Below are 24,080 nucleotides of genomic sequence, written 5' to 3' on the forward strand. Positions count from 1 at the left end.
ATCGCGCCGTTCCCCGCGCCCCTCAGGTCGGCAGACCGGGCGGCGTTTTCGCCGGACGCTCCTCCAGGGCCTCCAGCGCCAGCCGGATCGCCTCGTCCAATTGCACGTCCCGGCCGGCCGCGTAGTCCTGCGGGCGCTGTACGACCTCCACGTCCGGGTCGACGCCGTGGTTCTCCACGCCCCACTCGTAGCCCTCCAGCCAGAACGCGTACTTCGGCTGGGTGACGAGCGTGCCGTCGACCAGGCGGTAGCGGCTGTCGATGCCGATGACCCCGCCCCAGGTGCGGGTGCCCACGACCGGGCCGATGCCGAGGGCCTTGATGGCCGCGTTGACGATGTCGCCGTCGGAGCCGGAGAACTCGTTGGCGACGGCGACGACGGGTCCCCGGGGGGCGTCCTCGGGGTAGCTGTAGGGGCGCAGGCCGCGGGGGAGGTCCCAGCCGACGATCTTGCGGGCCAGTTTCTCGACGACGAGCTGGGAGGTGTGCCCGCCTCGGTTCTCGCGGACGTCGACGACCAGTCCCTCACGGGCGACCTCGATCCGCAGGTCGCGGTGGATCTGGGCCCAGCCGGGGGCCTGCATGTCGGGAACGTGCAGGTAGCCGAGGCGGCCGCCGGACTTCTCGTGGACGTAGGCGCGGCGGTCGCCGACCCAGGCGTGGTAGCGGAGGGGTTCCTCGTCGGCGACGGGGACGACCACGGCGTGGCGGGGGTCGCCGCCGCCGGAGGGCAGCACGGTGAGTTCGACCGGCTTGCCCGCCGTGCCGACCAGGAGGGGGCCGGGCCCCGTCACCGGGTCGACCGGCCGGCCGGCCACCGCGACGATCGCGTCACCGGGGCGTACGGCGACGCCGGGCGCGGCGAGCGGGGAGCGCGCGTCGGGGTCGGAGGTCTCGGCGGGCAGGATCCGGTCGATGCGCCAACTGCCGTCCTCGTGACGGGAGATGTCGGCGCCGAGGAGCCCCTGGCGCTCGCCGTGGCCGTGGCCGCCGCGCGGGGTGACGTAGGCGTGCGAGGTGCCGAGTTCACCCTGCACCTCCCAGAGGAGGTCGACCAGGTCCTCGTGGGTGGCGACCCGGTCGAGGACGGGGCGGTAGCGGTCGAGTACGCCGGCCCAGTCGACGCCGCCGAGGTCGGGACGCCAGAAGTTGTCCCGCATGAGCCGGCCGGTCTCGTCGTACATCTGGCGCCACTCGGCGGCCGGGTCGACGGTCTGGCGGATGCGGGAGAGGTCGACGGTGATGTTGGTGTCGCTCTCGTCGTCGTTCGAGGCCCGCCGGTCGCTGGGGACGACCTTGAGTTTGCCGTCGGTCCACAGCAGGACGCGCTTGCCGTCGCCGCTGACGGCGAAGTGGTCGGCGTCGGAGGCCAGGTGCTCGATGCGCTGCTGGGCCAGGTCGTAGCGTTCGAGCCGGCTCTCGGGGTCGGGGTCCTCCGGGTTGGCCCGGGAGGCGCCGAGGACACCGCGCACCGGGTGGCGCAGCCACAGCACGCCGTCCTTGGCGGCGCGCAGGGTGGAGTAGCGGGCGGCCTCGACCGGGAACGGCACGATCCGGTCGGCGAGGCCCTCGAGGTCGATACGGGTGCTGGGGGCGCCCTCGCTGTCCGGCGTCTCGTCCTTGTCCGGCGCCTCGAAGGGGCGGCCGTGACGCTGCGGGCCGAACGGGGACGGGGTGGTCGCCGCCAGGGTGATCAGGTGCGGGCGGGACCCGCCGACGAACGCCAGGTCGAAGACGTGCTCGTCGTAGACGGGGTCGAAGGAGCGCGCCGAGAGGAAGACGAGGTGCTTGCCGTCCAGGGTGAAGGTGGGCGAGTAGTCCCGGAAGCGGAGCGGGGTCGCCTCGGTGACCGACAGGTCGGTGGTGTTGGCCAGCCGGAGCTGGCGCAGCGGACGCGGGCCGGGGTGGGACCAGGCCAGCCAGCCGGAGTCGGGCGAGAAGACCAGGCCGCTCACGTCTCCGTCGGCGCTGCGGTCGACCTCGCGGACCTCGCCGCTGTCCCGCTCGACGAGCAGCACGCGGCCGTCGTGGGTGGCGACCGCGACCCGGCTGCCGTCGGGGGCGACGGCGAGGCCGAGGACCCGGCCGAGTTGTCCGGCGGCCAGCCGGCGCGGGGTGGCGCCGGGCGCGGTGCCGGTGGCGGGCGCGAACTCCAGGGCGTCGTCGCCCTCGGCGTCGGTCACCCAGACGACGTGCTCCTCGCCGTCGGCGCGGAAGGTGCGCGGCAGCCGGGCGCGTACGCCCGGTTCGGCGGCGAGGGCGCGGGCGGGGCCGGAGCGGTGGGTGACCCAGTGGACCGAGCCGCGGACGGCGACCGCGCTGCCGCGGGCGGTGTGGTCGGGGTGGGCGGAGCCGAACCAGCGGACGGTGTTCACCGGGAACGGCTGGAGGTCGACGCGGGGCCCGCCGAGCCGGACGTCGAGGCGGCGGGGCTCGGCGCCGTCGAGGTCGTCGAGGATCCACAGCTCACCGGCGGACATGTACACCAGCCGGCCGCCGTCACCGGCCAGGTGGCGGGCGTAGAAGCCGTCGGTGGGGGTGTGCCCGCGCAGATCGGAGCCGTCGGCGAGGGAGGAGTACACGGCGCCGACGCCCTCGTGGTCGGAGAGGAAGGCGATGCGGTCGCCGGCCCAGACGGGGCTCTCCAGATTGCCGTCCAGCTCCTCGTGCAGGCGTACGAACTCGCCGTCGCCCTCCCGGTCGATCCACAGCTTGCCCGCCGTACCGCCCCGGTAGCGCTTCCACCAGGCGGCCTCGCGGCCCATCGGCGCGGACAGCAGGACGGTGGCGGGGCCGAAGGCGACGTCGCCGACGGGGCCGTGCGGGAGGGTGGTTGCCGGGCCGCCGTCGAGCGGGACGGCGCGCGCCCAGCTGCGGCGCAGGCTCGCCTGGCCGTGGGTGCTGATGGCGAGGACGTGGCCGTCCGGGGTCCAGCCGCGCACCTGGGTGCGCGAACTCCCCCAGTGGGTGAGGCGTTTGGCGGGGCCGCCGTCGACGGGGGCGACGTGCACCTCGGGGGCGCCGTCGCGGGCGGAGGTCCAGGCCACGGTGGCGCCGTCGGGCGAGATGCGCGGGTGGTCGACGGGGACGTTGTCGGCGCTGACCCGCCAGGCCCGGCCGCCGTCGAGGGGCGCGATCCACACGTCGTCCTCGGCGGTGAAGGCGATCAACTCGCCGTGCAGGTGCGGATACCGGAGATACGCGGAAGCTGCGAGCTGAGTCACCCGATCACTCTAGGCAGCCGCACCGTCGCGGGACAGGGGTTTGGATCACTTGCCCTGGACCGGCCAGCACTTCGGGTCGCCCTTGCACCAGATGGTCCGGGTGACGGTCACGGTGACCGTCGGGCCGGGCCGGTTGCCGCCCCCGGGGTTGTTGGCGATGGGCGACGGCGTGGAGGTGCAGTTGCCCAGTCCGCTGACGTGGAACCAGGTCTTGCCGCCGACCTTGGCGGTGAGATCGCCGCGCACACAGGCGCCGTCGACGGCGCGCGTGACCTTTCCGGTGACGGTGATCTCCTTGCCGTCCTTGGTCTGCCCCTGGCAGTCGACGTCGGCGACGGTGGTCTCGCTCGCCGAGGGCATCGAACTGCCGGAGGTGGAGTTCTTGTTGTTGTCGCCGTAGTTGGCCGTACAGCTGAGCCACTGGACGTTCACGTGCTGCCGCTTGAGCTCCGCCGTCGCCGTCTGGTCGGTCGTGTAGGCCACGGACGCGGCGCTGAGCCCGGCCGGATCACAGGCCACGACCCCGCCGAAGGCCAGCAGGGCAAACCCCGCCACAGCCGCCACCCGCCGTCCCCGCGGCCGCCGCCAGTTCCGCCTCAACGCCCCCATGGAGGGCAGCCTGCCACTGACAGCGGTCGCGCGGTAGAGCGCATACGGCCACGAAAGCGCCCCCCGCGCCCCGTTCCCCACGAGCGCAGGTCCTACCCGGCCGGTGTCACGACCAGCGGCCGGTGCGGCCGAGGAGCAGGGCGGTGGCCGCGGTGCCCGCCGTCGAGGTGCGCAGCACGCTGCGCCCGAGCCGGTACGCCTTCGCTCCCGCCTCCTCGAAGAGCGCCAACTCCTCCGGGGAGACGCCTCCTTCGGGCCCGACGACCAGCAGGATCTCGCCCTGGGCGGGCAGTTCGGCGGTCGCCAGCGGCTCGCTGCCGTAGTCCCGGTCCTCGTGCAGTACGGCGGCGAAGTCGGCTTTGGCGAGAAGTGCCGCAACCTGCTTGCTCGTCGCCGCGTCCGCGACCTCCGGGAAGCGCAGCCGACGGGACTGCTTGCCGGCCTCGCGGGCGGTGGCCCGCCACTTGGCGAGGGCCTTCAGTCCCCGCTCGCCCTTCCACTGGGTGATGCAACGGGCGGCCGACCAGGGGACGACGGCGTCCACGCCGGTCTCGGTCATCGTCTCGACCGCCAGTTCGCCGCGGTCGCCCTTGGGCAGGGCCTGGACGACGGTGATCCGCGGGGACGGCTCGGGTTCCACCGGGAACTCGAAGGGCTCGACGACGAGACGGTCCTTGCCGAAGACGCTGAGGACGACTCCGGCCGCCCCGCGGCCCCTGCCGTCGGTCAGCACCACGTCCTCGCCGGCCTGCAGCCGCCGTACCGACACCGCGTGCCGCCCCTCGGGCCCCTCCACCTCCACGACCGAGCCGGGGCCGACGCCCTCCAGCGAGTCGACGACGAACACCGGCGCGGTCATCGCAGTCCTCCCTTGTCCGACAACGCTGTCCGGGCCGCGTCGAGTTCGGCGGCCAGGACCTCCACCAGCTGTCCGGCGGGCATCTCGCGCGCCATGCGGTGGCCCTGCCCGGCCCACAGCGCCATGCCCTGCGCGTCCCCGCCCGCGGCGGCCTTCTTGCGCAGCGGCGCGGTGAGGTGGTGGACGGCGGGGTAGGCGGCGGGGGCGTACGGGCCGTGCTCGCGCAGGAAGCGGTTGACCAGGCCGCGGGCGGGGCGGCCGGAGAAGGCGCGGGTCAGTTCCGTACGCACGAACAAGGGGTTGGTCAGGGCCTGCTTGTGGACAGCGGCCGCACCGGACTCGGGGGTGGCGAGGAACGCGGTGCCGAGCTGGGCCGCGGTCGCGCCCGCCGCGAGGACGGCGGCGATCTGGCTGCCGCGCATGATGCCGCCGGCGGCGACGATCGGCAGGCCCACGGTCTCGCGGACCTGCGCGACGAGGGAGAGCAGGCCGATGCCGGAGCCGTCGTTCTCGGGGAGGTCGCGGTGGCTGCCCTGGTGGCCGCCGGCCTCCACGCCCTGCGCGATCACCGCGTCGGCGCCGGCCCGCTCGACGGCGAGGGCCTCCTCGGCGGTGGTCGCGGTGACGAGGGTGTAGGTGCCGAGGCGGTGCAGCGAGTCGATGACCTCCTGGCTCGGCACGCCGAAGTGGAACGACACCACCGGCACCGGGTTGTCGAGCAGGACGGCGAGTTTGGCGTCGTAGCCGTCGTCCCGGCCGCTGTCGGGGTCGCCCAGCTCGGTCTCGTACCAGGCGGCCTCGCCGGCCAGCTGGTGGGCGTAGACCTCGACGGCGGACCGGTCGGTGTGGTCGGGCTGCGGCATGAAGAGGTTGACGCCGAAGGGGCGCTTGGTCAGTCCACGGAGCTGTTTGATCTCCTGGTACATGCCGTCGGCGGTCTTGTACCCGGCGGCCAGGAACCCCAGCCCTCCGGCCTCGGACACGGCCTGCGCGAGATGCGGTACGGAAACGCCACCCGCCATGGGGGCCTGCACGATCGGGTGTGGGAAGAGATCGGTCAGCGCGGAGGACATGCCCGCATGTTGTCACGTCCCCCGAACAAGTCCGAATCGGGCCGTCCCCTTGGCGCACGGGGCCGCATCACGGCTGGTCCGTCGCTACGAGACGGGGGCCGGCCCAGGGCTTCGCCGTGGCGCCGGCCCGCGCGATTCCAGCCCGTCCGGCGGTTGAGGACGAGGCCCGTTCAGGGCCGAAGCGGGGATCCGGGGGCCGCGGGCCCCCGGCCACGGCGAGCGACCCCCACCCCCGGCTCAGCGACCGTTGAACGCGTCCTTCAGCCGCGAGAACAGCCCCTGCTGCCCCGGTTGGAACTGCCCCTGCGGGCGCTCCTCGCCGCGCAGCTTGGCCAGCTCGCGCAGCAGCCGCTCCTGCTCGGGGTCGAGCTTGTTCGGGGTCTGGACCTCGACGTGGACGACGAGGTCGCCCCGGCCGCCGCCGCGCAGATGCGTGACGCCCCGGCCGTGCAGCGGGATCGACTGGCCGGACTGGGTGCCGGGCCGGATGTCGACCTCCTCCATGCCGTCCAGCGTCTCCAGCGGCACCTTGGTGCCGAGGGACGCCGCCGTCATCGGGATCGTCACCGTGCAGTGCAGATCGTCGCCGCGCCGTTGGAAGGTGGAGTGCGGCAGCTCGTGGATCTCGACGTACAGGTCACCGGCCGGGCCACCGCCCGGACCGACCTCGCCCTCGCCCGCGAGCTGGATGCGGGTGCCGTTGTCCACGCCGGCGGGGATCTTGACCGTCAGCGTGCGACGCGAGCGGATGCGGCCGTCGCCGGCGCACTCCGGGCACGGCGTCGGCACGACCGTGCCGAAGCCCTGGCACTGCGGGCAGGGCCGGGAGGTCATGACCTGGCCCAGGAAGGACCGGGTCACCTGCGAGACCTCACCGCGGCCGCGGCACATGTCGCACGTCTGCGCGGAGGTGCCGGGGGCCGCCCCCTCGCCGTTGCAGGTGTTGCAGACGATGGCCGTGTCGACCTGGATGTCCTTGGTCGTGCCGAAGGCCGCCTCGTCCAGCTCGATCTCCAGCCGGATCATCGCGTCCTGGCCGCGCCGGGTGCGCGAGCGAGGACCGCGCTGGGACGCCGTACCGAAGAAGGCGTCCATGATGTCCGAGAAGTTCCCGAAGCCGCCGGCGCCGAAGCCGCCCGCGCCACCGCCGCCCGCCTGTGAGAGCGGGTCGCCGCCGAGGTCGTAGACCTGCTTCTTCTGCGGGTCCGACAGCACCTCGTAGGCGGCGTTGATCTCCTTGAACCGCTCCTGGGTCTTCGGATCGGGGTTGACGTCCGGGTGCAGCTCGCGTGCGAGCCGCCGGAAGGCCTTCTTGATCTCTTCCTGCGACGCGTCGCGGCGCACGCCGAGAACGGCGTAGTAGTCCGTGGCCACTTACGACTCCGCCAGGATCTGTCCGACGTACCGTGCCACTGCGCGTACCGCTCCCATCGTTCCCGGGTAATCCATGCGGGTCGGTCCGACCACGCCGAGCTTGGCGACTGCCTCGCCGCCCGAACCGTAGCCGACCGAGACCACGGACGTGGAGTTGAGTCCCTCGTAGGCGTTCTCATGACCGATGCGTACGGTCATGCCCGAATCCCCGGCCTCGCCAAGCAACTTGAGGAGCACGACCTGCTCCTCCAGCGCCTCGAGCACGGGCCGGATGGTGAGGGGGAAGTCATGTCCGAAGCGGGTCAGATTGGCGGTTCCGCCGATCATCAGCCGCTCCTCGTTCTCCTCGACGAGGGTTTCGAGGAGGGTGGAAAGCACTGTCGAGACGGTGCCCCGGTCCTCCACGTCGAAACCCTCGGGCAGGTCCTCGACCAGCCGCGGCACGTCCGTGAACCGGCGTCCCGCGACCCTGCTGTTCAGCCGCGCCCGCAGGTCCGCGAGCGAGGCCTCCCCGAAGGGCGCCGGGCAGTCGACCATCCGCTGCTCCACCCGCCCGGTGTCCGTGATCAGCACGAGCATCACGCGCGCGGGGGCGAGCGAGAGCAGCTCCACGTGCCGCACGGTCGAGCGGGTCAGCGACGGATACTGCACGACGGCGACCTGCCGCGTCAGCTGCGCGAGCAGCCGCACGGTGCGGGCCACCACGTCGTCCAGGTCGACGGCGCCGTCGAGGAAGTTCTGAATCGCGCGCCGCTCGGGCGCGGTCATCGGCTTGACGCCGGCGAGCTTGTCGACGAACAGGCGGTAGCCCTTGTCGGTCGGGATGCGCCCGGCGCTGGTGTGCGGCTGGGCGATGTACCCCTCGTCCTCCAGGGCCGCCATGTCGTTGCGGACCGTGGCCGGGGAAACACCGAGGTTGTGCCGCTCGGTCAGGGCCTTGGACCCGACCGGCTCCTCCGTGCCGACATAGTCCTGGACGATGGCGCGCAGTACCTGGAGCCGTCGTTCACTCAGCATCGCGCACACCTCCAGATGTCGTCCCCTGTTGCCTGGCCTGGCACTCTGTCCGTCCGAGTGCCAGCACTCCCCGGCCCAGTGTACGGCGGTCGGGTACCACCAGGGCAAGGTCGGTCCCGCCCCACCGGCTCCTGCGGCTAGCGTCGCCGTATGACGGTGACTTGGGAAGAGCTCGGGTGGGAGCGGCTGGCGGCCGGGGTCGGGCGGTGCCGGCTGCCCGGCTGGGACTGCACGGCGGGGCTGGTCGTCGGGGACGGCGCGGCCCTGGTGATCGACGCGGGGTCGAGCCTCGCGCAGGGCGCGCTGCTGCGTTCGCAGGCCGTGGAACTGGCCGGTCAGCGTGTGACCCATCTCGCGCTGACCCACCCGCATTTCGACCATGTTCTCGGTGCGGCGGCGTTCGCGGGCGCGGAGGTGTACGGCGCGGTGGGCATGGACGCGCTGCTCGGCGCCCGGCACGCGCGCGAGGCGCTGCGCGAGGACGCGGTGCGCAACGGGCTGGACGCGCGCGTGGCCGACGAGGCGGTGGACTCCCTGGCCCCGCCCCGGCATCACGTCTCCGGCGAGTGGACCCTGGACCTGGGCGGCGACCGGCAGGTGCTGCTGGCGAACGTGGGGCCCGGCCACACAGCCCGCGACCTCGCCGTCCTGGTGCCCGGCTCCCCCGAGGTCGTCTTCTGCGGCGACCTGGTCGAGGAGTCCGGCGAGCCGCAGGCGGGTCCCGACGCCGTACCGTCCCACTGGCCCGCTGCCCTCGACCGCCTGCTCGACCTGGGAGGCGAGGACGCGTTGTACGTGCCCGGTCACGGAGCGGTGGTGGACGCGGGGTTCGTCCGGGCGCAGCGGGACGCGCTGGCAGCGCGTTTCGGCGTGTCGCGGTGATCGTCGGGACGCTTCTCCTATCGTCGTTCGAATGCGCCAGTACTCTCCGGACCTGACCCCGCCGTGGAAGAAGCCCAAGCCCGTCGCCGAGGTCCCGGCGGAGCCCGGTCTGGTGGTCGAGGAGGCGGGGACCGGTTTCTGCGGCGCGGTGATCCGCTGCGAGGCGGGCACGGTGACCCTGGAGGACCGCTTCGGCAAGCACCGGGTGTTCCCGATGGAGCCGCGCGGGTTCCTGCTGGAGGGCCGCGTGGTGACGCTCGTCCGTCCGGCGGGCGGCGCTCCGGTACGGCCCACGCGGACGGCGTCCGGCTCGGTCGCCGTCCCCGGCGCACGCGCGCGCGTGGCCCGCGCCGGGCGGATCTACGTCGAGGGCCGGCACGACGCCGAGCTGGTGGAGAAGGTCTGGGGCGACGACCTGCGGATCGAGGGCGTCGTCGTGGAGTACCTGGAGGGCGTGGACGACCTGCCGTCGATCGTGGCCGAGTTCGCGCCGGGACCGGACGCCCGGCTGGGCGTCCTGGTGGACCACCTGGTGCCGGGCACGAAGGAGTGGCGGATCGCCCAGCAGGTGAGCAGCGAGCACGCGCTGGTCGTCGGGCACCCCTACATCGACATCTGGGAGGCGGTGAAGCCGTCGTCCCTGGGCATCGAGGCGTGGCCGCGCGTCCCGCACGGCCAGGACTGGAAGACGGGGGTGTGCCGGGCGCTGGGCTGGCCGTCGGAGAACACGGGTGCCGTGTGGCAGGCGATCCTGAAGCGGGTGGGCTCCTACAAGGACCTGGAGCCGGAGCTGCTGGGCCGCGTGGAGGAACTGATCGACTTCGTCACCGCTCCGCAGTGACCCGGGCGGCGGTCAGTCGACCAGGTCCCTGACCACCGCGTCCGCCAGCAGCCGCCCCCGCAGGGTCAGCGCGGCCCGGCCCTCCTCGTACGTGCCCTGCCGCAGCAGTCCGTCGGTCAGGGCCCGGCGCGCCGCCGCGAGCCCTGCCGGCCTCAGCAGCTCCAGGGGCGCGCCGTCGCGCAGGCGCAGCTCCAGCAGGACGCGCTCCACCCGCCGGTCCTCCTCCGACAGCACCTCGCGGCCGGCCCCCGGGGACCTGCCCGCCGCCAGGGCCGCCGCGTAGGCGCCGGGGTGCTTCACGTTCCACCAGCGCACCCCGCCGACGTGCGAGTGCGCCCCGGGGCCCGCGCCCCACCAGTCGGCGCCGCGCCAGTACAGCTCGTTGTGCAGGCAGCGGGCGCCGTCAGCGGTCGCCCAGTTGGAGACCTCGTACCAGTCGAAGCCCGCGCCCGACAGGACGTCCTCGGCGATCAGGTACCGGTCCGCGTGGACGTCGTCGTCGGTCATCGGGATCTCGCCCCGCCGGATCCGGCGGGCCAGCTGCGTGCCCTCCTCGACGATCAGGGCGTACGCCGACACGTGGTCCGGGCCGGCGCCGATCGCCGCCTGGAGCGAGGCCCGCCAGTCGTCGTCCGACTCGCCCGGGGTGCCGTAGATCAGGTCCAGGTTGACGTGCTCGAAGCCCGCGGCCCTGGCCTCCGCGACGCACGCCTCGGGGCGGCCGGGTGTGTGGGTGCGGTCCAGGACCTTCAGCACGTGCTGCCGCGCGCTCTGCATGCCGAAGGAGATCCGGTTGAAGCCGCCCTCGCGGAGGGCGGCCAGGTAGGCGGGGCCGACCGACTCGGGGTTGGCCTCCGTGGTGACCTCGGCGTCCGCCGCCAGTCCGAACTCGTCGCGGATCGCGCCGAGCATCCGTACGAGGTCGTCCGCGGCCAGCAGCGTCGGGGTGCCGCCGCCGACGAAGACCGTGCGGACCTGCCGCGGGTCGTCGCCCAGGACCTTGCGGGCCAGGCGGATCTCGTCGATCAGGGTGTCCGCGTAGTTGTCGCGGGAGGCCAGGACACCGCCGGTGCCGCGCAGCTCGGTGGCGGTGTAGGTGTTGAAGTCGCAGTAGCCGCAGCGGGTCGCGCAGTACGGGACGTGCAGATAGAAGCCGAGGGGGCGGGTGGCGGCCCCGGCGAGTGCGGACGCGGGCAGTGCGCCGTCGGCGGGGACCGGCTCGCCGTCGGGGAGTGCGGAAGGCATGCCTTCCATTGTCCCGTACCGCCGCGGCTGCTCACTCCGCCTGCAGCACCAGCAGCGCCAGGTCGTCCTCGGGCGGCCGTCCGCCGAACTCGTGCACCAGGCGTCTGATGCGCTCCGCGATCAGCTGGGCGCTCAGGCCCGCGCAGCCGGCCAGGGCGGAGGCGAGGCCGTCGGCGTCGTCGAACTGGGCGGAGCCGGAGCGGCGCTCGGTGACGCCGTCGGTGACGCACAGGAGGCTGTCGCCGGGGCGCAGCGCGAAGCTCTCGCTGCTGTACGTCTCGTCCTCGACGACGCCGAGGAGGGTCTGCGGCCGGGCGGCCGTACGGACGTCCCCGTCGGCTCCGAGCAGCAGCGGCAGCGGGTGGCCGGCGGAGGCGAGGGTGCAGCGGACGCCGCCGTCGAAGGGCGTCAGCTCGCCGTAGAGGAGGGACAGGAAGCGGGTCTGCGGGCCGTCGGCGGGGCCGACCGGCTGGACCAGGGCACGGGCCGCCGCGTCCGCGGCCTCGGTCGCGTCGTCGAGGAGGAGCCGGTTGAGGCGGTCGAGGACGCCGGCGACGCCGTATCCCTCGCGGGCCAGCAGCCGCAGCCAGGGGCGGGCGAGGCCGATGACGACGGCGGCCTCCGGCCCCTTGCCCTGGACGTCCCCGACGGCGAAGGCCCAGCGGCCGTCGCCGGCCGGGAAGAGGTCGTAGAAGTCGCCGCTGGGGCCGCCCTTGTCGCACGGCTCGTAGACGAGGGCGCTGCGCACGCCGGGGATCTCGGCGACGGCGGCGGGCAGCAGGCCGCGCTGCAGGACCTTGCTGATGGTGGCCTGGCGGGCGTACTGGCGGGCCGCGCCGATGGCCAGCGCCACGCGGCGGCTCAGGTCCTCGACGAGCCCGGTGACCTCGTCGGGGAAGCGCAGCAGTCCGGCGCGGCCGATGACCAGGGTGCCGAGCGGGCGGCCGCCGGCGATCAGGCGGTAGGCGAGCGCCGCGCCGTGGGCGTCGCGCGGGTCGAGCGCCCCGGCCGGCCAGGGGTGGGCGACGGGCCCCGACTGCAGGGCTCCGGGCGGGAGCGGCGGGTCCTTCTCCAGGACCCGGCGCAGCTCCTCGATGCGGTTCTCGCTGCCGTGCCAGACCCGGGCCAGCCGCGGCCCGGTGCCGGCGCCTCCGTGCGGCGGCGGACCGGGGTCGAGCGTCTCCCAGCGGCCCATCACCTCGTCCTCCAGCCATACGGCGCACCAGTCGGCGAGCCGCGGCACGATCAGCTGGCCGGTGAGGGCGGCGACCAGGTTCTCGTCGAGCTGCCCGGCGAGCAGGTCGGAGGCCTCGGCGAGGAAGGACAGGGCGCCCCGGTTGAGCCAGTCCGAGTCGCGGTCGGCCTGCTGCGGCTCGGGGGCGAGGAATTCTGTGACGTCGAGGCCGTACTCCACCGCGCCGCCCGCGCCCTCGTCGGCGCTCGCGCCCTCCTCGGCCGGCAGCCGCGCCCACACGGTCTTGGCGCCCCTGCTGTAGGTGACGCCCCAGGACTCGGCGAGCTCGGCGACCAGGCGCAGTCCGCGGCCGTACTCGTGCGACCCGAGCGAGGGTTCGGTGTCCGTGCCGCGGGGCGGCCGGGAGGGGTGCTGGTCGCGGACCTCGACGAGGAGGGTGCCGGCCGTCTCCTCCAGCCGGCAGATCACGTGGACGTCGGTGCCGGCGTGCACGACGGCGTTGGTGACGAGCTCGCTGACGACGAGCAGCGCGTCCTCGGCGAGCCGGCCGGCGAGGCGGTCGGCGCCGGGCAGTTCGGCCTCCGTCCACTGGGCGAAGGCGGCGCGCAGGAGCGCGCGGGCGGATGCGGGCGCGACCGAGCTCCCGGGCAGGGTGGCGTGCGCCCGCGCGCCCGCGTGTTCGCGCGCCTCCTCGTGCGCGGGCACGTCGAGGGCACGGGCAGCGGTCTTCCGTTGGATCGGAACGGCCCCCATGTCCAGCTCCCCGAGCAGTTCGGACGAATACGCCTCGGTCGATGCGGACAGAGTGACAGACTGACCACGCCCATAAGCGCCGAGTTACCGAAGTGGGCCGCCATGAGTGAGAACAGTGCTATGCGTACGCTCGAAGACGGACAGAAACCGGAACAAGTCCGAGCATCGGAGCTGCGCCCGCTGCTCGCGGCGATGACGGCGGCCCGGGACGGCGACTTCACGAAAGTGCCCGAGACGGGGCACGGCATGGTGGCCGAACTGACCGCCGTCTTCAACCAGATCGCCGACCGGAACATGCACTTCAACCGGGAGGTGCAGCGGGTCAAGCGGGAGCTGGTGCGGCACGGGCGGCTCGACGAGCGGCTGTCGGCGAGCCCGGGACAGGGTGCCTGGGCCGCCCGGGTCACCGACGTCAACCAGCTGCTGGACGCCCTGGTGGCCCCGGCGGCGAACGCGACCCGGGTGCTGGACGCGGTGGCCGGGGGAGATCTGACGCAGCGGGTCGACCTGCACGACGGCAACCGCCAGCTCAGGGGTGACCTGCGGCGGCTGGGCCGGGCCGTGAACAAGATGGTCGACCAGCTGTCGCTGTTCACCGGCGAGGTGACCCGGGTCGCGCGCGAGGTGGGCACCGAAGGGCGGCTCGGCGGGCGGGCCAAGGTACAGGGTCTGTCCGGGAGTTGGCGGGACGTGACCGAGGCGGTCAACACGATGGCGGCCCGGCTGACCGCTCAGGTGCGGGACATCGCCCTGGTGACGACGGCGGTGGCGCGCGGCGACCTGACCCGTACGGTGACGGTCGAGGCGACCGGCGAGCTGCTGGAACTGAAGCTCACCGTGAACACGATGGTGGACCAGCTCTCCGCGTTCGCCGACGAGGTCACCCGCGTCGCCCGCGAAGTGGGCACGGAGGGCCAGCTGGGCGGCCGGGCCCAGGTGCGCGGGGTATCCGGGGTCTGGAAGGACCTCACCGACAACGTCAACTTCATGGCGTCGAACCTCACTTCGCAGGTCCGCAACATCGCCCAGGTGACGACCGCCGTGGCCAACGGCGACCTGTCGCAGAAGATCACCGTGGACGCGAAGGGCGAGATCCTGGAGCTGAAGTCGACGATCAACACCATGGTCGACCAGCTCTCCGCCTTCGCCGACGAGGTCACCCGCGTCGCCCGCGAGGTCGGCACCGAGGGCAACCTCGGCGGCCGTGCGCAGGTGCGGGGCGTCTCGGGCGTCTGGAAGGACCTCACCGACAACGTCAACTTCATGGCGGACAATCTGACTTCGCAGGTGCGCAACATCGCCCTGGTGTCGACGGCCGTCGCGCAGGGCGACCTCGGCAAGAAGATCACGGTGGAGGCGAAGGGCGAGATCCTGGAGCTGAAGTCGACGATCAACACGATGGTGGACCAGCTCTCCGCCTTCGCCGACGAGGTCACCCGCGTCGCCCGCGAGGTCGGCACCGAGGGCAACCTCGGCGGCCAGGCGCAGGTGCGGGGCGTCTCGGGCGTCTGGAAGGACCTCACCGACAACGTCAACTTCATGGCGCTGAACCTGACTTCGCAGGTCCGCAACATCGCCCAGGTGACGACCGCCGTCGCCAACGGCGACCTGTCGAAGAAGATCACCGTCGACGCGCGCGGAGAGATCCTGGAGCTGAAGGACACCGTCAACACGATGGTGGAGCAGCTGCGCGCCTTCGCCGACGAGGTGACCCGTGTGGCCCGCGAGGTCGGCACGGACGGCCGGCTGGGCGGGCGCGCCCAGGTGCTGGGGGTGTCCGGCGTCTGGCGGGATCTGACCGACAACGTCAACTACATGGCGGACAACCTGACTTCGCAGGTGCGCAACATCGCCCAGGTGACGACCGCGGTGGCCAACGGCGACCTGTCGAAGAAGATCGACGTGGACGCGCGCGGAGAGATCCTGGAGCTGAAGACCGCCATCAACACCATGGTCGACACGCTCTCCTCCTTCTCCTCGGAGGTCACCCGCGTCGCCCGCGAGGTCGGCTCGGAGGGCCAACTCGGCGGCCAGGCACGGGTGGAGGGCGTGTACGGCACCTGGAAGCGCCTGACGACCAACGTGAACGAACTGGCGTCGAACCTGACCACCCAGGTCCGCGCGATCGCCGAGGTGGCCTCCGCGGTGGCCCAGGGCGACATGTCCCGCTCGATCACCGTGGAGACCCAGGGCGAGGTCGCCGAGCTCAAGGACAACATCAACCTGATGGTGGCCAACCTCCGCGAGACGACCCGCGCCAAGGACTGGCTGGAGTCCAACCTGGCCCGCCTCGCGGCCCTGATGCAGGGCCACCGGGACCTGATGGAGGTCGCCGACCTGATCCTGCGGGAGCTGACGCCGCTGGTGAACGCCCAGTACGGGGCGTTCTTCCTGGCCGACCCGGACGAGGACGGAGCCTCGATCCGCACCACCGTCCCCGCGAAGGGGCTGGCGTTCATCGCGGGATACGGCTCGGCGCAGGGGGCGACCGTCGAGACCGGTGGCCTGCCGGTGCACGGCCTGGTCAGGCAGGCGGCCCGGGAGAAGAAGCGGATCCTGGTCGAGGAGGCCCCGCCGGACTACATCAAGATCAACAGCGGTCTCGGCGAGGCGGCCCCGACCAGCGTCGTGATCATCCCGATCCTCTTCGAGGACAAGCTCCTCGGCGTGATCGAACTCGCCTCGTTCTCCCGCTTCTCCGACGTCCACCTGGCGTTCTTCGACCAGTTCGTGAACACCATCGGCGTCGCGATCAACACCATCATCGCCAACTCCCGCACCGAGTCCCTGCTCGGCCAGTCGCAGCGGCTGGCGATGCAGTTGCAGGAACGCTCCGACGAACTGCAGAAGCAGCAGGCCGAGTTGCAGCGCTCGAACGCCGAACTGGAGGAGAAGGCGGCCCTACTGGCCACCAGCTCGCAGTACAAGTCGGAGTTCCTGGCGAACATGTCGCACGAGCTGCGGACGCCGCTGAACTCCCTGCTGATCCTGGCCCGCCTGCTGTCGGACAACCCCGACGGTCATCTCTCGGACCAGGAGGTGCAGTTCGCGTCGACGATCCACCGCTCCGGCTCCGACCTGCTGCAACTGATCAACGACATCCTGGACCTGTCGAAGATCGAGGCCGGCCGGATGGACGTACGCCCGAAGAAGCTCCCGCTGATCAAGCTCCTCGACTACGTGCACGCCACCTTCCGCCCGCTCACCCTGGACCGCGGGCTCGCCTTCGAGGTGGCGGTCGGCGAGGACGTGCCGCGCGAGATGTACTCGGACGAGCAGCGCCTGCAGCAGATCCTGCGCAACCTGCTCTCCAACGCGATCAAGTTCACCGCGAACGGCCGGGTGGAGCTGCGGGTCAACAGGGTGCAGGACCCCGAGCACCGAGGGGGGTCCCCCCGCTCGAGCGAAGCCGAGAGTGGGGGAGTCCAGGGCAGCGACCAGGTGATCGCCTTCGCCGTCTCCGACACCGGTATCGGCATCGCACCGGAGAAACTCCCGGTGATCTTCGAGGCGTTCCAGCAGGCCGACGGCACCACCAACCGCAAGTACGGCGGCACCGGCCTCGGCCTGTCCATCAGCCGGGAGATCGCGGGCCTGCTGGGCGGCCGCATCGTCGCCGAGAGCGAACCGGGCAAGGGCTCCACCTTCACGCTCTACGTCCCCGTCGTCAGCCCGGGCCACCCGGCCACCGGACCGGTCGCCGAGGACCGCCCGCTGCCGGTGCCCGAGCAGCTGTCGGCCGAGCCGTACACGGCCACGCACGACGTGGACGACTCCTGGCCGGCCCCCACCAAGCTGGAGGCCTGGAAGTCGGGCCGGGCCGGTCAGGTCCTGCCGGGACGGCGGGTGCTGATCGTCGACGACGACATCCGCAACGTCTTCGCCCTCACCCATGTCCTCGGCCGCGTCGGCATGCCGGTGCTGTACGCAGAGAACGGCCGCGAGGGCATCGAGACCCTGGAACGCAACCCGGACGTCGAACTCGTCCTGATGGACATCATGATGCCGGAGATGGACGGCTACGAGACGATCTCCGCCATCCGCCGCGCCCCGCGCTGGACCGGCCTGCCGATCGTCGCGCTCACCGCGAAGGCGATGCCCGGCGACCGCGAGAAGTCCATCGCGCGGGGCGCGAACGACTACGTACCCAAGCCGGTGGACGTCGACCAGTTGCTTACCGTCGTCTGCGGCCTGCTGGATCCGGAGGGCGCGGGGGCCGCGGAACAGACGGACGTCGAGGAGGCGGCGGCGACACCGACGCCCGAAACCGAATGAGGCACAGTCACCATGAGGCTTGAGGCACCGACCTACGAGCGCGCCAGCATCCTCCTCGTCGACGACATGGAGGACAACCTGATCGCACTGGAGGCCGTCCTGGGGTCCCTCAACGAGCCGCTCGTACGGGCCCGTTCCGGCGAGGAGGCGATGAAGGCGCTGCTGCGGCAACAGTTCGCCCTGGTCCTGCTCGACGTCCGGATGCCGGGCATGGACGGCTTCGAGACGGCCGCCAACATCAAACGGCTCGACCAGACCAAGGACGTCCCGATCATCTTCCTGACCGGCGCCGACGACGACTCCGGCTACGCCTTCCGAGGCTACGCCACCGGGGCGGCGGACTACCTGACCAAGCCGTTCGACCCCTGGGTGCTACGGGCCAAGGTCAGCGTCTTCCTGGACCTGCACCGCAAGAACCAGCAACTGGAGCGGCTGCACGGAGAACTCGGCCACCGGCTGGCGGAGTTGGAGGAGCAGTTCACCGGAGAGCAGCCCCCGGACCTGGAACGCCTGCACGCCCAGGTCCGGGACTTGCGCCGCCTGCTACCCCCCGGCCACCCGCTGTGACGGGCCCCGAGGCCCACGCCTCGCGACCAGGGGACGCGAATCCCTACGCCTCGCGGGTCCCCGCATACAACGCCTACGCCTCGCGGGCACCCACGTACACCACCTACGCCTCGCGTGTGCCCGCGTACATCTCGTCGATCAGGTGCTTGGCTGCATCACCGCGGGGGACGACCCCCGCACCCCCAGCAGAGGGCGCGGGCGCCGCCGACTCCCACGACACACCCGCGCGGCACGGTCCTACGCCTCGCGCGTGCCCGCGTACATCTCGTCGATCAGGTGCTTGTACTCGCGTTCCACCACCGGTCGCTTCAGTTTCAGGCTCGGGGTGATCTCGCCGTGCTCGACGTCGAGGTCGCGCGGCAGGAGCCGGAACTTCTTGATGGTCTGCCACTTCTGCAGGCCCGCGTTGAGTTCCTTGACGTAGCCCTCGACCATGGCGACCGTGGCCGGCGCGGCGACGACGTCGGCGTAGGACCTGCCCTCCAGGCCGTTCTCCTTGGCCCACTCCAGGATGGACGGCTCGTCCAGCGCGATCAGCGCCGTGCAGAAGTTCCGGTCGGCCCCGTGCACCAGGATGTTGGACACGTACGGGCACACCGCCTTGAACTGTCCCTCGACCTCGGCGGGCGCGATGTACTTGCCGCCGGAGGTCTTGATGAGGTCCTTCTTGCGGTCGGTGATGCGCAGGTAACCGTCGGGCGAGAGCTCGCCGATGTCGCCGGTGTGGAACCAGCCGTCGGGCTCCAGCACCTCGGCGGTCTTCTCGGGCAGCCCGTTGTAGCCCTGCATGATGCCGGGGCTGCGCAGCAGGATCTCGCCGTCGTCCGCGATGCGCACCTCGGTGCCGGGCAGCGGCTTGCCGACCGTGCCGGTGCGGTAGGCCTCGCCGGGGTTGACGAAGGAGGCCGCCGAGGACTCGGTGAGGCCGTAGCCCTCCAGGATGTGGATGCCGGCGCCGGAGAAGAAGTAGCCGATCTCGGGCGCGAGCGCCGCCGAACCGGAGACGCAGGCCCGCAGGTTTCCGCCGAACGCCTCCCGGATCTTGGCGTACACCAGCGCGTCGGCCGCCTTGTGCTTCGCACCGAGCGCGAACGGCACCGACGCCGTCCCGGTACGGCGGAAGTTGTCCTGGGCGACCTTCGCGTACTCGCGGGCGACCTCCGCGGCCCACTGGAAGATCTTGTACTTGGCACCGCCGCCCGCACGGGCCTTCGCGGCGACCCCGTTGTAGACCTTCTCGAAGATCCGCGGCACGGCTGCCATGTACGTTGGCTGCACGACCGGCAAGTTCTCGATGATCTTGTCGACGCGGCCGTCCACCGCGGTGACGTGACCGACCTCGATCTGCCCGGAGGTGAGCACCTTGCCGAAGACGTGCGCGAGCGGCAGCCACAGGTACTGCACGTCCTCGCTGCTGACCAGCCCGGTCGCGGCGATCGCCTTCGCCATGTACGACCAGCTGTCGTGCGCGAGCCGCACACCCTTGGGGCGACCGGTGGTGCCGGAGGTGTAGATCAGCGTCGCGAGCTGGTCCTTGGTGATCGAACCGACCCGCTCCCTGATCAGGTCGGGGTCCTTCTCCAGCCGGGCGGCGCCCCGGGCCTCCAGCTCGGCGAGGGTCAGGATCCAGTCACCGGTCTCCACACCCGCCGCGTCGATCACGACGACGTGCGTGAGGGCGGGCAGCTCGGCGCGCTTCTCCACGGCCTTGGCGAGCTGGGCCGCGTCCTCGGCGATCAGCACCCGGCTCTCGGAGTCCGACAGGATGAACGCCGACTCGTCGGCGTTGGTCTGCGGGTACACCGTGGTGGTCGCCGCGCCGGCACACATGATGCCGAGGTCGGCGAGGAGCCACTCGACCCGCGTGGAGGCGGCGAGCGCCACACGCTGCTCGGGCTGGACGCCCAGCTCGATGAGGCCGGCGGCCATCGCGTACACCCGCTCGGCCGCCTCGGCCCAGGTCAACGACTTCCACTCGTCCGGGCCCTGGCCCGCGGCCGGCGGCACGGGATAGCGGTAGGCCTCGGCGTCCGGGGTGGCCGCGGCGCGCTCCAGGAAGAGGTTCGCCACGCTCGGCGGACGGTTCTCGATCAGTGTCTGTGTGTCGCTCACGACATCCTCCGGGGCCCGCGACTGTGCGGCTGGCTCAAAAGCGGCGGTATTGACTGCGGCGGTCTGACTACGGCTGGCTCGCTCGCGGGCCGTTGTTTAACTCGCGAGTAACCATCGAGCAGAGATCAGGGTAGAGCCCGACCGGCCGGTTCGTAAGGGGCGACGGCCTGTCACTTCCTACAGAGAGCGACCCTACGCACGCGTAGGGGCCCGTCACGCTTTCGCACGACGGGCCCCCGTTGTGCCCGGTTTGCGGACGTGAGCCTCGGTTACCCGAGGTTACTTCTTGCTCTTGGCCGACCCCGCGCTGTCATCGCTGCTCAGCACGGCGATGAAGGCCTCCTGCGGAACCTCCACGGAACCCACCATCTTCATCCGCTTCTTGCCCTCCTTCTGCTTCTCCAGCAGCTTCCGCTTACGGGAGATGTCACCGCCGTAGCACTTGGCGAGGACGTCCTTGCGGATGGCGCGGATGGTCTCGCGGGCGATGACCCGGGAGCCGATGGCGGCCTGGATGGGCACCTCGAAGGCCTGCCGCGGGATGAGTTCGCGCAGCTTGGCGACGAGCCGCACACCGTAGGCGTAGGCGGCGTCCTTGTGCGTGATCGCGGAGAAGGCGTCCACCTTGTCGCCGTGCAGCAGGATGTCGACCTTGACCAGGCTGGAGGTCTGCTCGCCCGTGGGCTCGTAGTCCAGCGAGGCGTAACCGCGGGTCTTCGACTTCAGCTGGTCGAAGAAGTCGAAGACGATCTCCGCGAGCGGCAGCGTGTAGCGGATCTCCACGCGGTCCTCGGACAGGTAGTCCATGCCGAGGAGGGTGCCGCGCCGGGTCTGGCACAGCTCCATGATCGAACCGATGAACTCGGTCGGCGCGAGGATCGTGGCCCGTACGACGGGCTCGTACACCTCGTTGATCTTCCCCTCGGGGAACTCGCTCGGGTTGGTGACGGTGTGCTCGCTGCCGTCCTCCATCACGACCCGGTAGACCACGTTCGGCGCGGTCGCGATGAGATCGAGCCCGAACTCGCGCTCCAGCCGCTCCCGGATCACGTCCAGGTGCAGCAGGCCCAGGAAGCCGACGCGGAAGCCGAAGCCCAGCGCGGCCGAGGTCTCCGGCTCGTAGACGAGCGCGGCGTCGTTCAGCTGGAGCTTGTCGAGGGCCTCGCGCAGCTCCGGGTAGTCGGAACCGTCCAGCGGATACAGCCCCGAGAAGACCATGGGCTTGGGGTCCTTGTAGCCGCCGAGCGCCTCGGTGGCCCCCTTCTGCTGGCTGGTGACGGTGTCACCGACCTTGGACTGCCGCACGTCCTTCACACCGGTGATGAGGTAGCCCACCTCGCCCACGCCGAGGCCGTCCGCGGCCAGCATCTCCGGCGAGTTCGTCCCGATCTCCAGCAGCTCGTGGGTGGCGCCGGTCGACATCATCTTGATGCGCTCGCGCTTGTTGAGCTGGCCGTCGATGACACGGACGTACGTCACGACGCCGCGGTAGGAGTCGTAGACCGAGTCGAAGATCATCGCGCGGGCGGGGGCGTCCGCGACGCCGACCGGCGCCGGGATCTCCCTGACCACCTTGTCGAGCAGCGCGTCTACGCCGACACCGGTCTTGGCGGAGACCCTGAGCACGTCGGCGGGGTCGCAGCCGACCAGGTTGGCCAGCTCCTCGGCGAACTTCTCGGGCTGCGCGGCCGGCAGGTCGATCTTGTTGAGCACGGGGATGATCGTGAGGTCGTTCTCCATCGCCAGGTAGAGGTTGGCGAGGGTCTGCGCCTCGATGCCCTGAGCGGCGTCGACGAGGAGGATGGTCCCCTCGCAGGCGGCGAGCGACCGCGAGACCTCGTAGGTGAAGTCGACGTGCCCCGGGGTGTCGATCATGTTGAGGATGTGCGTGTTGCTCTTGTCGTGGGTCGGGGCCCACGGCAACCGCACCGCCTGGGACTTGATCGTGATGCCGCGCTCGCGCTCGATGTCCATGCGGTCGAGGTACTGGGCACGCATCTGGCGCTGCTCGACGACGCCGGTCAGCTGGAGCATCCGGTCGGCGAGCGTGGACTTGCCGTGGTCGATGTGCGCGATGATGCAGAAATTGCGGATCAGAGCCGGGTCGGTACGGCTCGGCTCGGGCACATTGTTAGGGGTCGCGGGCACGCAGGGTCCTGTCTCTTGAGGCGCCTTATGCCTCGGGTCGGATCGATACGTAGGCTCCATGGTCCCACGGCGGGCGACCGGGGACCGTTTTGGGCCGTCGGCCGGGCCACTGGTAGCCTGGGTGGCTGTGCCTCATGCCCTCTCAGCGCGAGGCGCACCTCAGAAAATCACCTGGCCCGGGTCCCGTGCGGTCCCGTGCCTGAACCTGAAAAGGCTCAATCAGTGGCGAACATCAAGTCCCAGATCAAGCGGATCAAGACCAACGAGAAGGCCCGGCTGCGCAACAAGGCCGTCAAGTCCTCCCTGAAGACCGCGATCCGCAAGGCCCGTGAGGCCGCTGCCGCGGGTGACGTCGAGAAGGCCACCGAGTACCAGCGCGCTGCCGCGCGTCAGCTCGACAAGGCCGTCTCGAAGGGCGTCATCCACAAGAACCAGGCCGCCAACAAGAAGTCGGCGCTCGCTTCCAAGGTCGCGTCCCTCAAGGGCTGACACCTTCCTTTGATCTGACCGCCGGAGGGACCCAGAGCGGGCCCTCTCTCATCCGCTCCCGTCCGGCACCCAGAGCCTGTACGCGGCCTGCGTTCGCCACGCGGGTACAGGCTCGCCATCTCGAACCGAGGACCCCGGTCCCCGCCCTTCCCCAGGGTGGGACGGGGTCTTTGTTCGTTGCGGGCGGAGGGGGCGGGGTCTTCGTCTTTCTGGGAGGGGCAGGACCAGGTGGTGCCGGTCGTGCCGGTCGTGCCGGTCGTGCCGGTCGTGCCGGTCGTGCCGGTCGTGCCGGTCGGCACATCCCAGCCCGTCCGGCTTTGATGACGAGGCCCCTTCAGGGCCGAAGGTGGGCCTGGGGGCAGAACCCCCGGCAACGGCGCCCAGCCCCCGGCAAGGGCACCGAAAAACGCGACCTCACCCCCTCCCTCGCGACCGCGCAGCCCGCGCGATCGTCACCACGGCCTTTTCCAGCGCGTACTCGGGATCGTCCCCCCCGCCCTTCACTCCCGCGTCCGCCTCCGCCACCGCCCGCAGGGCGACGGCGACCCCGTCCGGCGTCCACCCCCGCATCTGCTGCCGCACCCGGTCGATCTTCCACGGCGGCATCCCCAGCTCCCGCGCCAGGTCCGCCGGCCGCCCCCCACGCGCCGACGACAGCTTGCCGATCGCCCGCACTCCCTGCGCCAGCGCACTGGTGATCAACACCGGCGCCACCCCGGTGGCCAGCGACCACCGCAGCGCCTCCAGCGCCTCCGCCGCCCGCCCCTCGACGGCCCGGTCGGCGACGGTGAAGCTCGACGCCTCCGCCCGGCCGGTGTAGTACCGCCCCACGACCGCCTCGTCGATGGTCCCCTCGACGTCGGCGACCAGCTGGGACACCGCCGAGGCCAGCTCCCGCAGATCGCTCCCGACGGAATCGACGAGCGCCTGACAGGCCTCGGGTGTCGCGGACCTCCCGGCCGTCCGGAACTCCCCGCGCACGAAGGCCAGCCGATCCGCCGGCTTGGTCATCTTCGGACAGGCGACCTCCCGTGCCCCGACCTTCCGGGCGGCGTCGAGAAGCCCCTTGCCCTTGGCTCCGCCCGCGTGCAGCAGCACCAGGGTGATCTCCTCGGCCGGCGCCCCGAGGTAGGCCTTCACGTCCTTGACCGTGTCGGCCGAGAGATCCTGCGCGTTGCGTACGACCACGACCTTGCGCTCCGCGAAGAGCGACGGGCTGGTCAGCTCGGCGAGTGTGCCGGGCTGCAACTGGTCCGGGCTCAGGTCACGGACGTCCGTGTCGGCGTCGGCGGCCCTGGCGGCGGCCACCACCTCCTGCACGGCCCGGTCGAGCAGCAGGTCCTCCTGGCCCACGGCAAGCGTCACCGGGGCGAGAGGGTCGTCATTCGCAGTCTTCTTGGCCATCGCGCCAAGCATGG

Annotated in this window: 16 protein-coding genes; 5 read left to right on the plus strand and 11 right to left on the minus strand. The window is 71.7% G+C overall.

Annotation, left to right across the window (positions count from 1 at the left end; genetic code table 11):
- Window positions 1–22: 22 nt before the first annotated feature.
- From FBY22_RS34475 to hrcA, 6 genes are all read right to left on the minus strand, one after another.
- Window positions 23–3,223: a S41 family peptidase gene (locus FBY22_RS34475; RefSeq protein ID WP_142151894.1), complete on the minus strand. Its 3,201-nt coding sequence runs from the start codon at window positions 3,221–3,223 to the stop codon at window positions 23–25.
- A 45-nt stretch (window positions 3,224–3,268) separates the two neighbouring features.
- Window positions 3,269–3,832, minus strand: a complete 564-nt coding sequence (locus tag FBY22_RS34480) for a hypothetical protein (protein WP_174267332.1) — start codon at window positions 3,830–3,832, stop codon at window positions 3,269–3,271.
- 106 nt (window positions 3,833–3,938) lie between these two features.
- On the minus strand, window positions 3,939–4,691 hold the full coding sequence (locus FBY22_RS34485) for a 16S rRNA (uracil(1498)-N(3))-methyltransferase (protein WP_142151896.1): 753 nt from the start codon (window positions 4,689–4,691) through the stop codon (window positions 3,939–3,941).
- Window positions 4,688–5,764, minus strand: coding sequence for a nitronate monooxygenase (locus FBY22_RS34490; protein WP_142151897.1), 1,077 nt, complete (start codon window positions 5,762–5,764; stop codon window positions 4,688–4,690). Before FBY22_RS34490 ends, FBY22_RS34485 begins: the two co-directional genes overlap by 4 nt.
- Window positions 5,765–6,001: 237 nt before the next feature.
- Window positions 6,002–7,138, minus strand: coding sequence for a molecular chaperone DnaJ (dnaJ, locus tag FBY22_RS34495; RefSeq protein ID WP_142151898.1), 1,137 nt, complete (start codon window positions 7,136–7,138; stop codon window positions 6,002–6,004).
- Window positions 7,139–8,155, minus strand: coding sequence for a heat-inducible transcriptional repressor HrcA (hrcA, locus tag FBY22_RS34500; RefSeq protein WP_142151899.1), 1,017 nt, complete (start codon window positions 8,153–8,155; stop codon window positions 7,139–7,141).
- A gap of 150 nt (window positions 8,156–8,305) precedes the next feature.
- Between hrcA and FBY22_RS34505 the strand changes: the two genes are divergently transcribed.
- Together FBY22_RS34505 and FBY22_RS34510 are read left to right on the plus strand one after the other, a co-directional pair.
- Window positions 8,306–9,037, plus strand: a complete 732-nt coding sequence (locus FBY22_RS34505) for an MBL fold metallo-hydrolase (RefSeq protein WP_142151900.1) — start codon at window positions 8,306–8,308, stop codon at window positions 9,035–9,037.
- A 31-nt stretch (window positions 9,038–9,068) separates the two neighbouring features.
- On the plus strand, window positions 9,069–9,878 hold the full coding sequence (locus FBY22_RS34510; RefSeq protein ID WP_142151901.1) for a DUF3097 domain-containing protein: 810 nt from the start codon (window positions 9,069–9,071) through the stop codon (window positions 9,876–9,878).
- A gap of 12 nt (window positions 9,879–9,890) precedes the next feature.
- On the opposite strand, the gene hemW is transcribed toward FBY22_RS34510, so the two are convergent.
- Window positions 9,891–11,123, minus strand: coding sequence for a radical SAM family heme chaperone HemW (gene hemW / locus FBY22_RS34515; RefSeq protein ID WP_142151902.1), 1,233 nt, complete (start codon window positions 11,121–11,123; stop codon window positions 9,891–9,893).
- 31 nt (window positions 11,124–11,154) lie between these two features.
- The gene (locus tag FBY22_RS34520) at window positions 11,155–13,071 is read right to left on the minus strand and encodes a SpoIIE family protein phosphatase (RefSeq protein ID WP_142151903.1); all 1,917 of its coding nucleotides are present in this window, start codon (window positions 13,069–13,071) and stop codon (window positions 11,155–11,157) included.
- Between the two features lie 102 nt (window positions 13,072–13,173).
- Here FBY22_RS34520 and FBY22_RS34525 point away from each other — a divergent pair, with 102 nt between their 5' ends.
- Together FBY22_RS34525 and FBY22_RS34530 are read left to right on the plus strand one after the other, a co-directional pair.
- Window positions 13,174–17,346, plus strand: a complete 4,173-nt coding sequence (locus FBY22_RS34525; protein WP_174267333.1) for a HAMP domain-containing protein — start codon at window positions 13,174–13,176, stop codon at window positions 17,344–17,346.
- 12 nt (window positions 17,347–17,358) lie between these two features.
- Window positions 17,359–17,913 carry a two-component system response regulator gene (locus FBY22_RS34530; protein ID WP_142151904.1) on the plus strand — a complete coding sequence of 185 codons (555 nt, stop codon included), beginning with the start codon at window positions 17,359–17,361 and terminating at the stop codon, window positions 17,911–17,913.
- Between the two features lie 237 nt (window positions 17,914–18,150).
- Here the strand turns inward: FBY22_RS34530 and FBY22_RS34535 are convergent, their stop codons facing one another.
- Window positions 18,151–20,025: a long-chain fatty acid--CoA ligase gene (locus FBY22_RS34535; protein ID WP_142151905.1), complete on the minus strand. Its 1,875-nt coding sequence runs from the start codon at window positions 20,023–20,025 to the stop codon at window positions 18,151–18,153.
- 279 nt (window positions 20,026–20,304) lie between these two features.
- Entirely contained in the window at window positions 20,305–22,173 is a 1,869-nt protein-coding gene (gene lepA / locus FBY22_RS34540; protein WP_142151906.1) for a translation elongation factor 4, read from the minus strand.
- Between the two features lie 222 nt (window positions 22,174–22,395).
- Here lepA and rpsT point away from each other — a divergent pair, with 222 nt between their 5' ends.
- Window positions 22,396–22,662 (plus strand): 30S ribosomal protein S20, encoded by a 267-nt coding sequence (gene rpsT / locus FBY22_RS34545; protein ID WP_015660447.1) that lies wholly within the window; start codon window positions 22,396–22,398, stop codon window positions 22,660–22,662.
- 414 nt (window positions 22,663–23,076) lie between these two features.
- Here the strand turns inward: rpsT and holA are convergent, their stop codons facing one another.
- Complete coding sequence (gene holA, locus FBY22_RS34550; RefSeq protein WP_186363028.1) at window positions 23,077–24,066, minus strand: DNA polymerase III subunit delta; 990 nt, start codon at window positions 24,064–24,066, stop codon at window positions 23,077–23,079.
- Window positions 24,067–24,080 lie beyond the last annotated feature (14 nt).

This window comes from Streptomyces sp. SLBN-31 (genome assembly GCF_006715395.1).
In the GTDB taxonomy this organism is placed as follows: domain Bacteria; phylum Actinomycetota; class Actinomycetes; order Streptomycetales; family Streptomycetaceae; genus Streptomyces.

What these genes read in the sequence shown, in the direction of transcription:
- FBY22_RS34490 (WP_142151897.1), bottom strand. Translation starts at nt 5,764, where the DNA reads ATGTCCTCCGCGCTGACCGATCTCTTCCCACACCCGATCGTGCAGGCC.
- FBY22_RS34530 (WP_142151904.1), top strand. Translation starts at nt 17,359, where the DNA reads ATGAGGCTTGAGGCACCGACCTACGAGCGCGCCAGCATCCTCCTCGTC.
- hrcA (WP_142151899.1), bottom strand. Translation starts at nt 8,155, where the DNA reads ATGCTGAGTGAACGACGGCTCCAGGTACTGCGCGCCATCGTCCAGGAC.
- holA (WP_186363028.1), bottom strand. Translation starts at nt 24,066, where the DNA reads ATGGCCAAGAAGACTGCGAATGACGACCCTCTCGCCCCGGTGACGCTT.
- FBY22_RS34510 (WP_142151901.1), top strand. Translation starts at nt 9,069, where the DNA reads ATGCGCCAGTACTCTCCGGACCTGACCCCGCCGTGGAAGAAGCCCAAG.
- FBY22_RS34520 (WP_142151903.1), bottom strand. Translation starts at nt 13,071, where the DNA reads ATGGGGGCCGTTCCGATCCAACGGAAGACCGCTGCCCGTGCCCTCGAC.
- FBY22_RS34480 (WP_174267332.1), bottom strand. Translation starts at nt 3,832, where the DNA reads ATGGGGGCGTTGAGGCGGAACTGGCGGCGGCCGCGGGGACGGCGGGTG.
- FBY22_RS34525 (WP_174267333.1), top strand. Translation starts at nt 13,174, where the DNA reads ATGAGTGAGAACAGTGCTATGCGTACGCTCGAAGACGGACAGAAACCG.
- FBY22_RS34505 (WP_142151900.1), top strand. Translation starts at nt 8,306, where the DNA reads ATGACGGTGACTTGGGAAGAGCTCGGGTGGGAGCGGCTGGCGGCCGGG.
- FBY22_RS34485 (WP_142151896.1), bottom strand. Translation starts at nt 4,691, where the DNA reads ATGACCGCGCCGGTGTTCGTCGTCGACTCGCTGGAGGGCGTCGGCCCC.
- hemW (WP_142151902.1), bottom strand. Translation starts at nt 11,123, where the DNA reads ATGCCTTCCGCACTCCCCGACGGCGAGCCGGTCCCCGCCGACGGCGCA.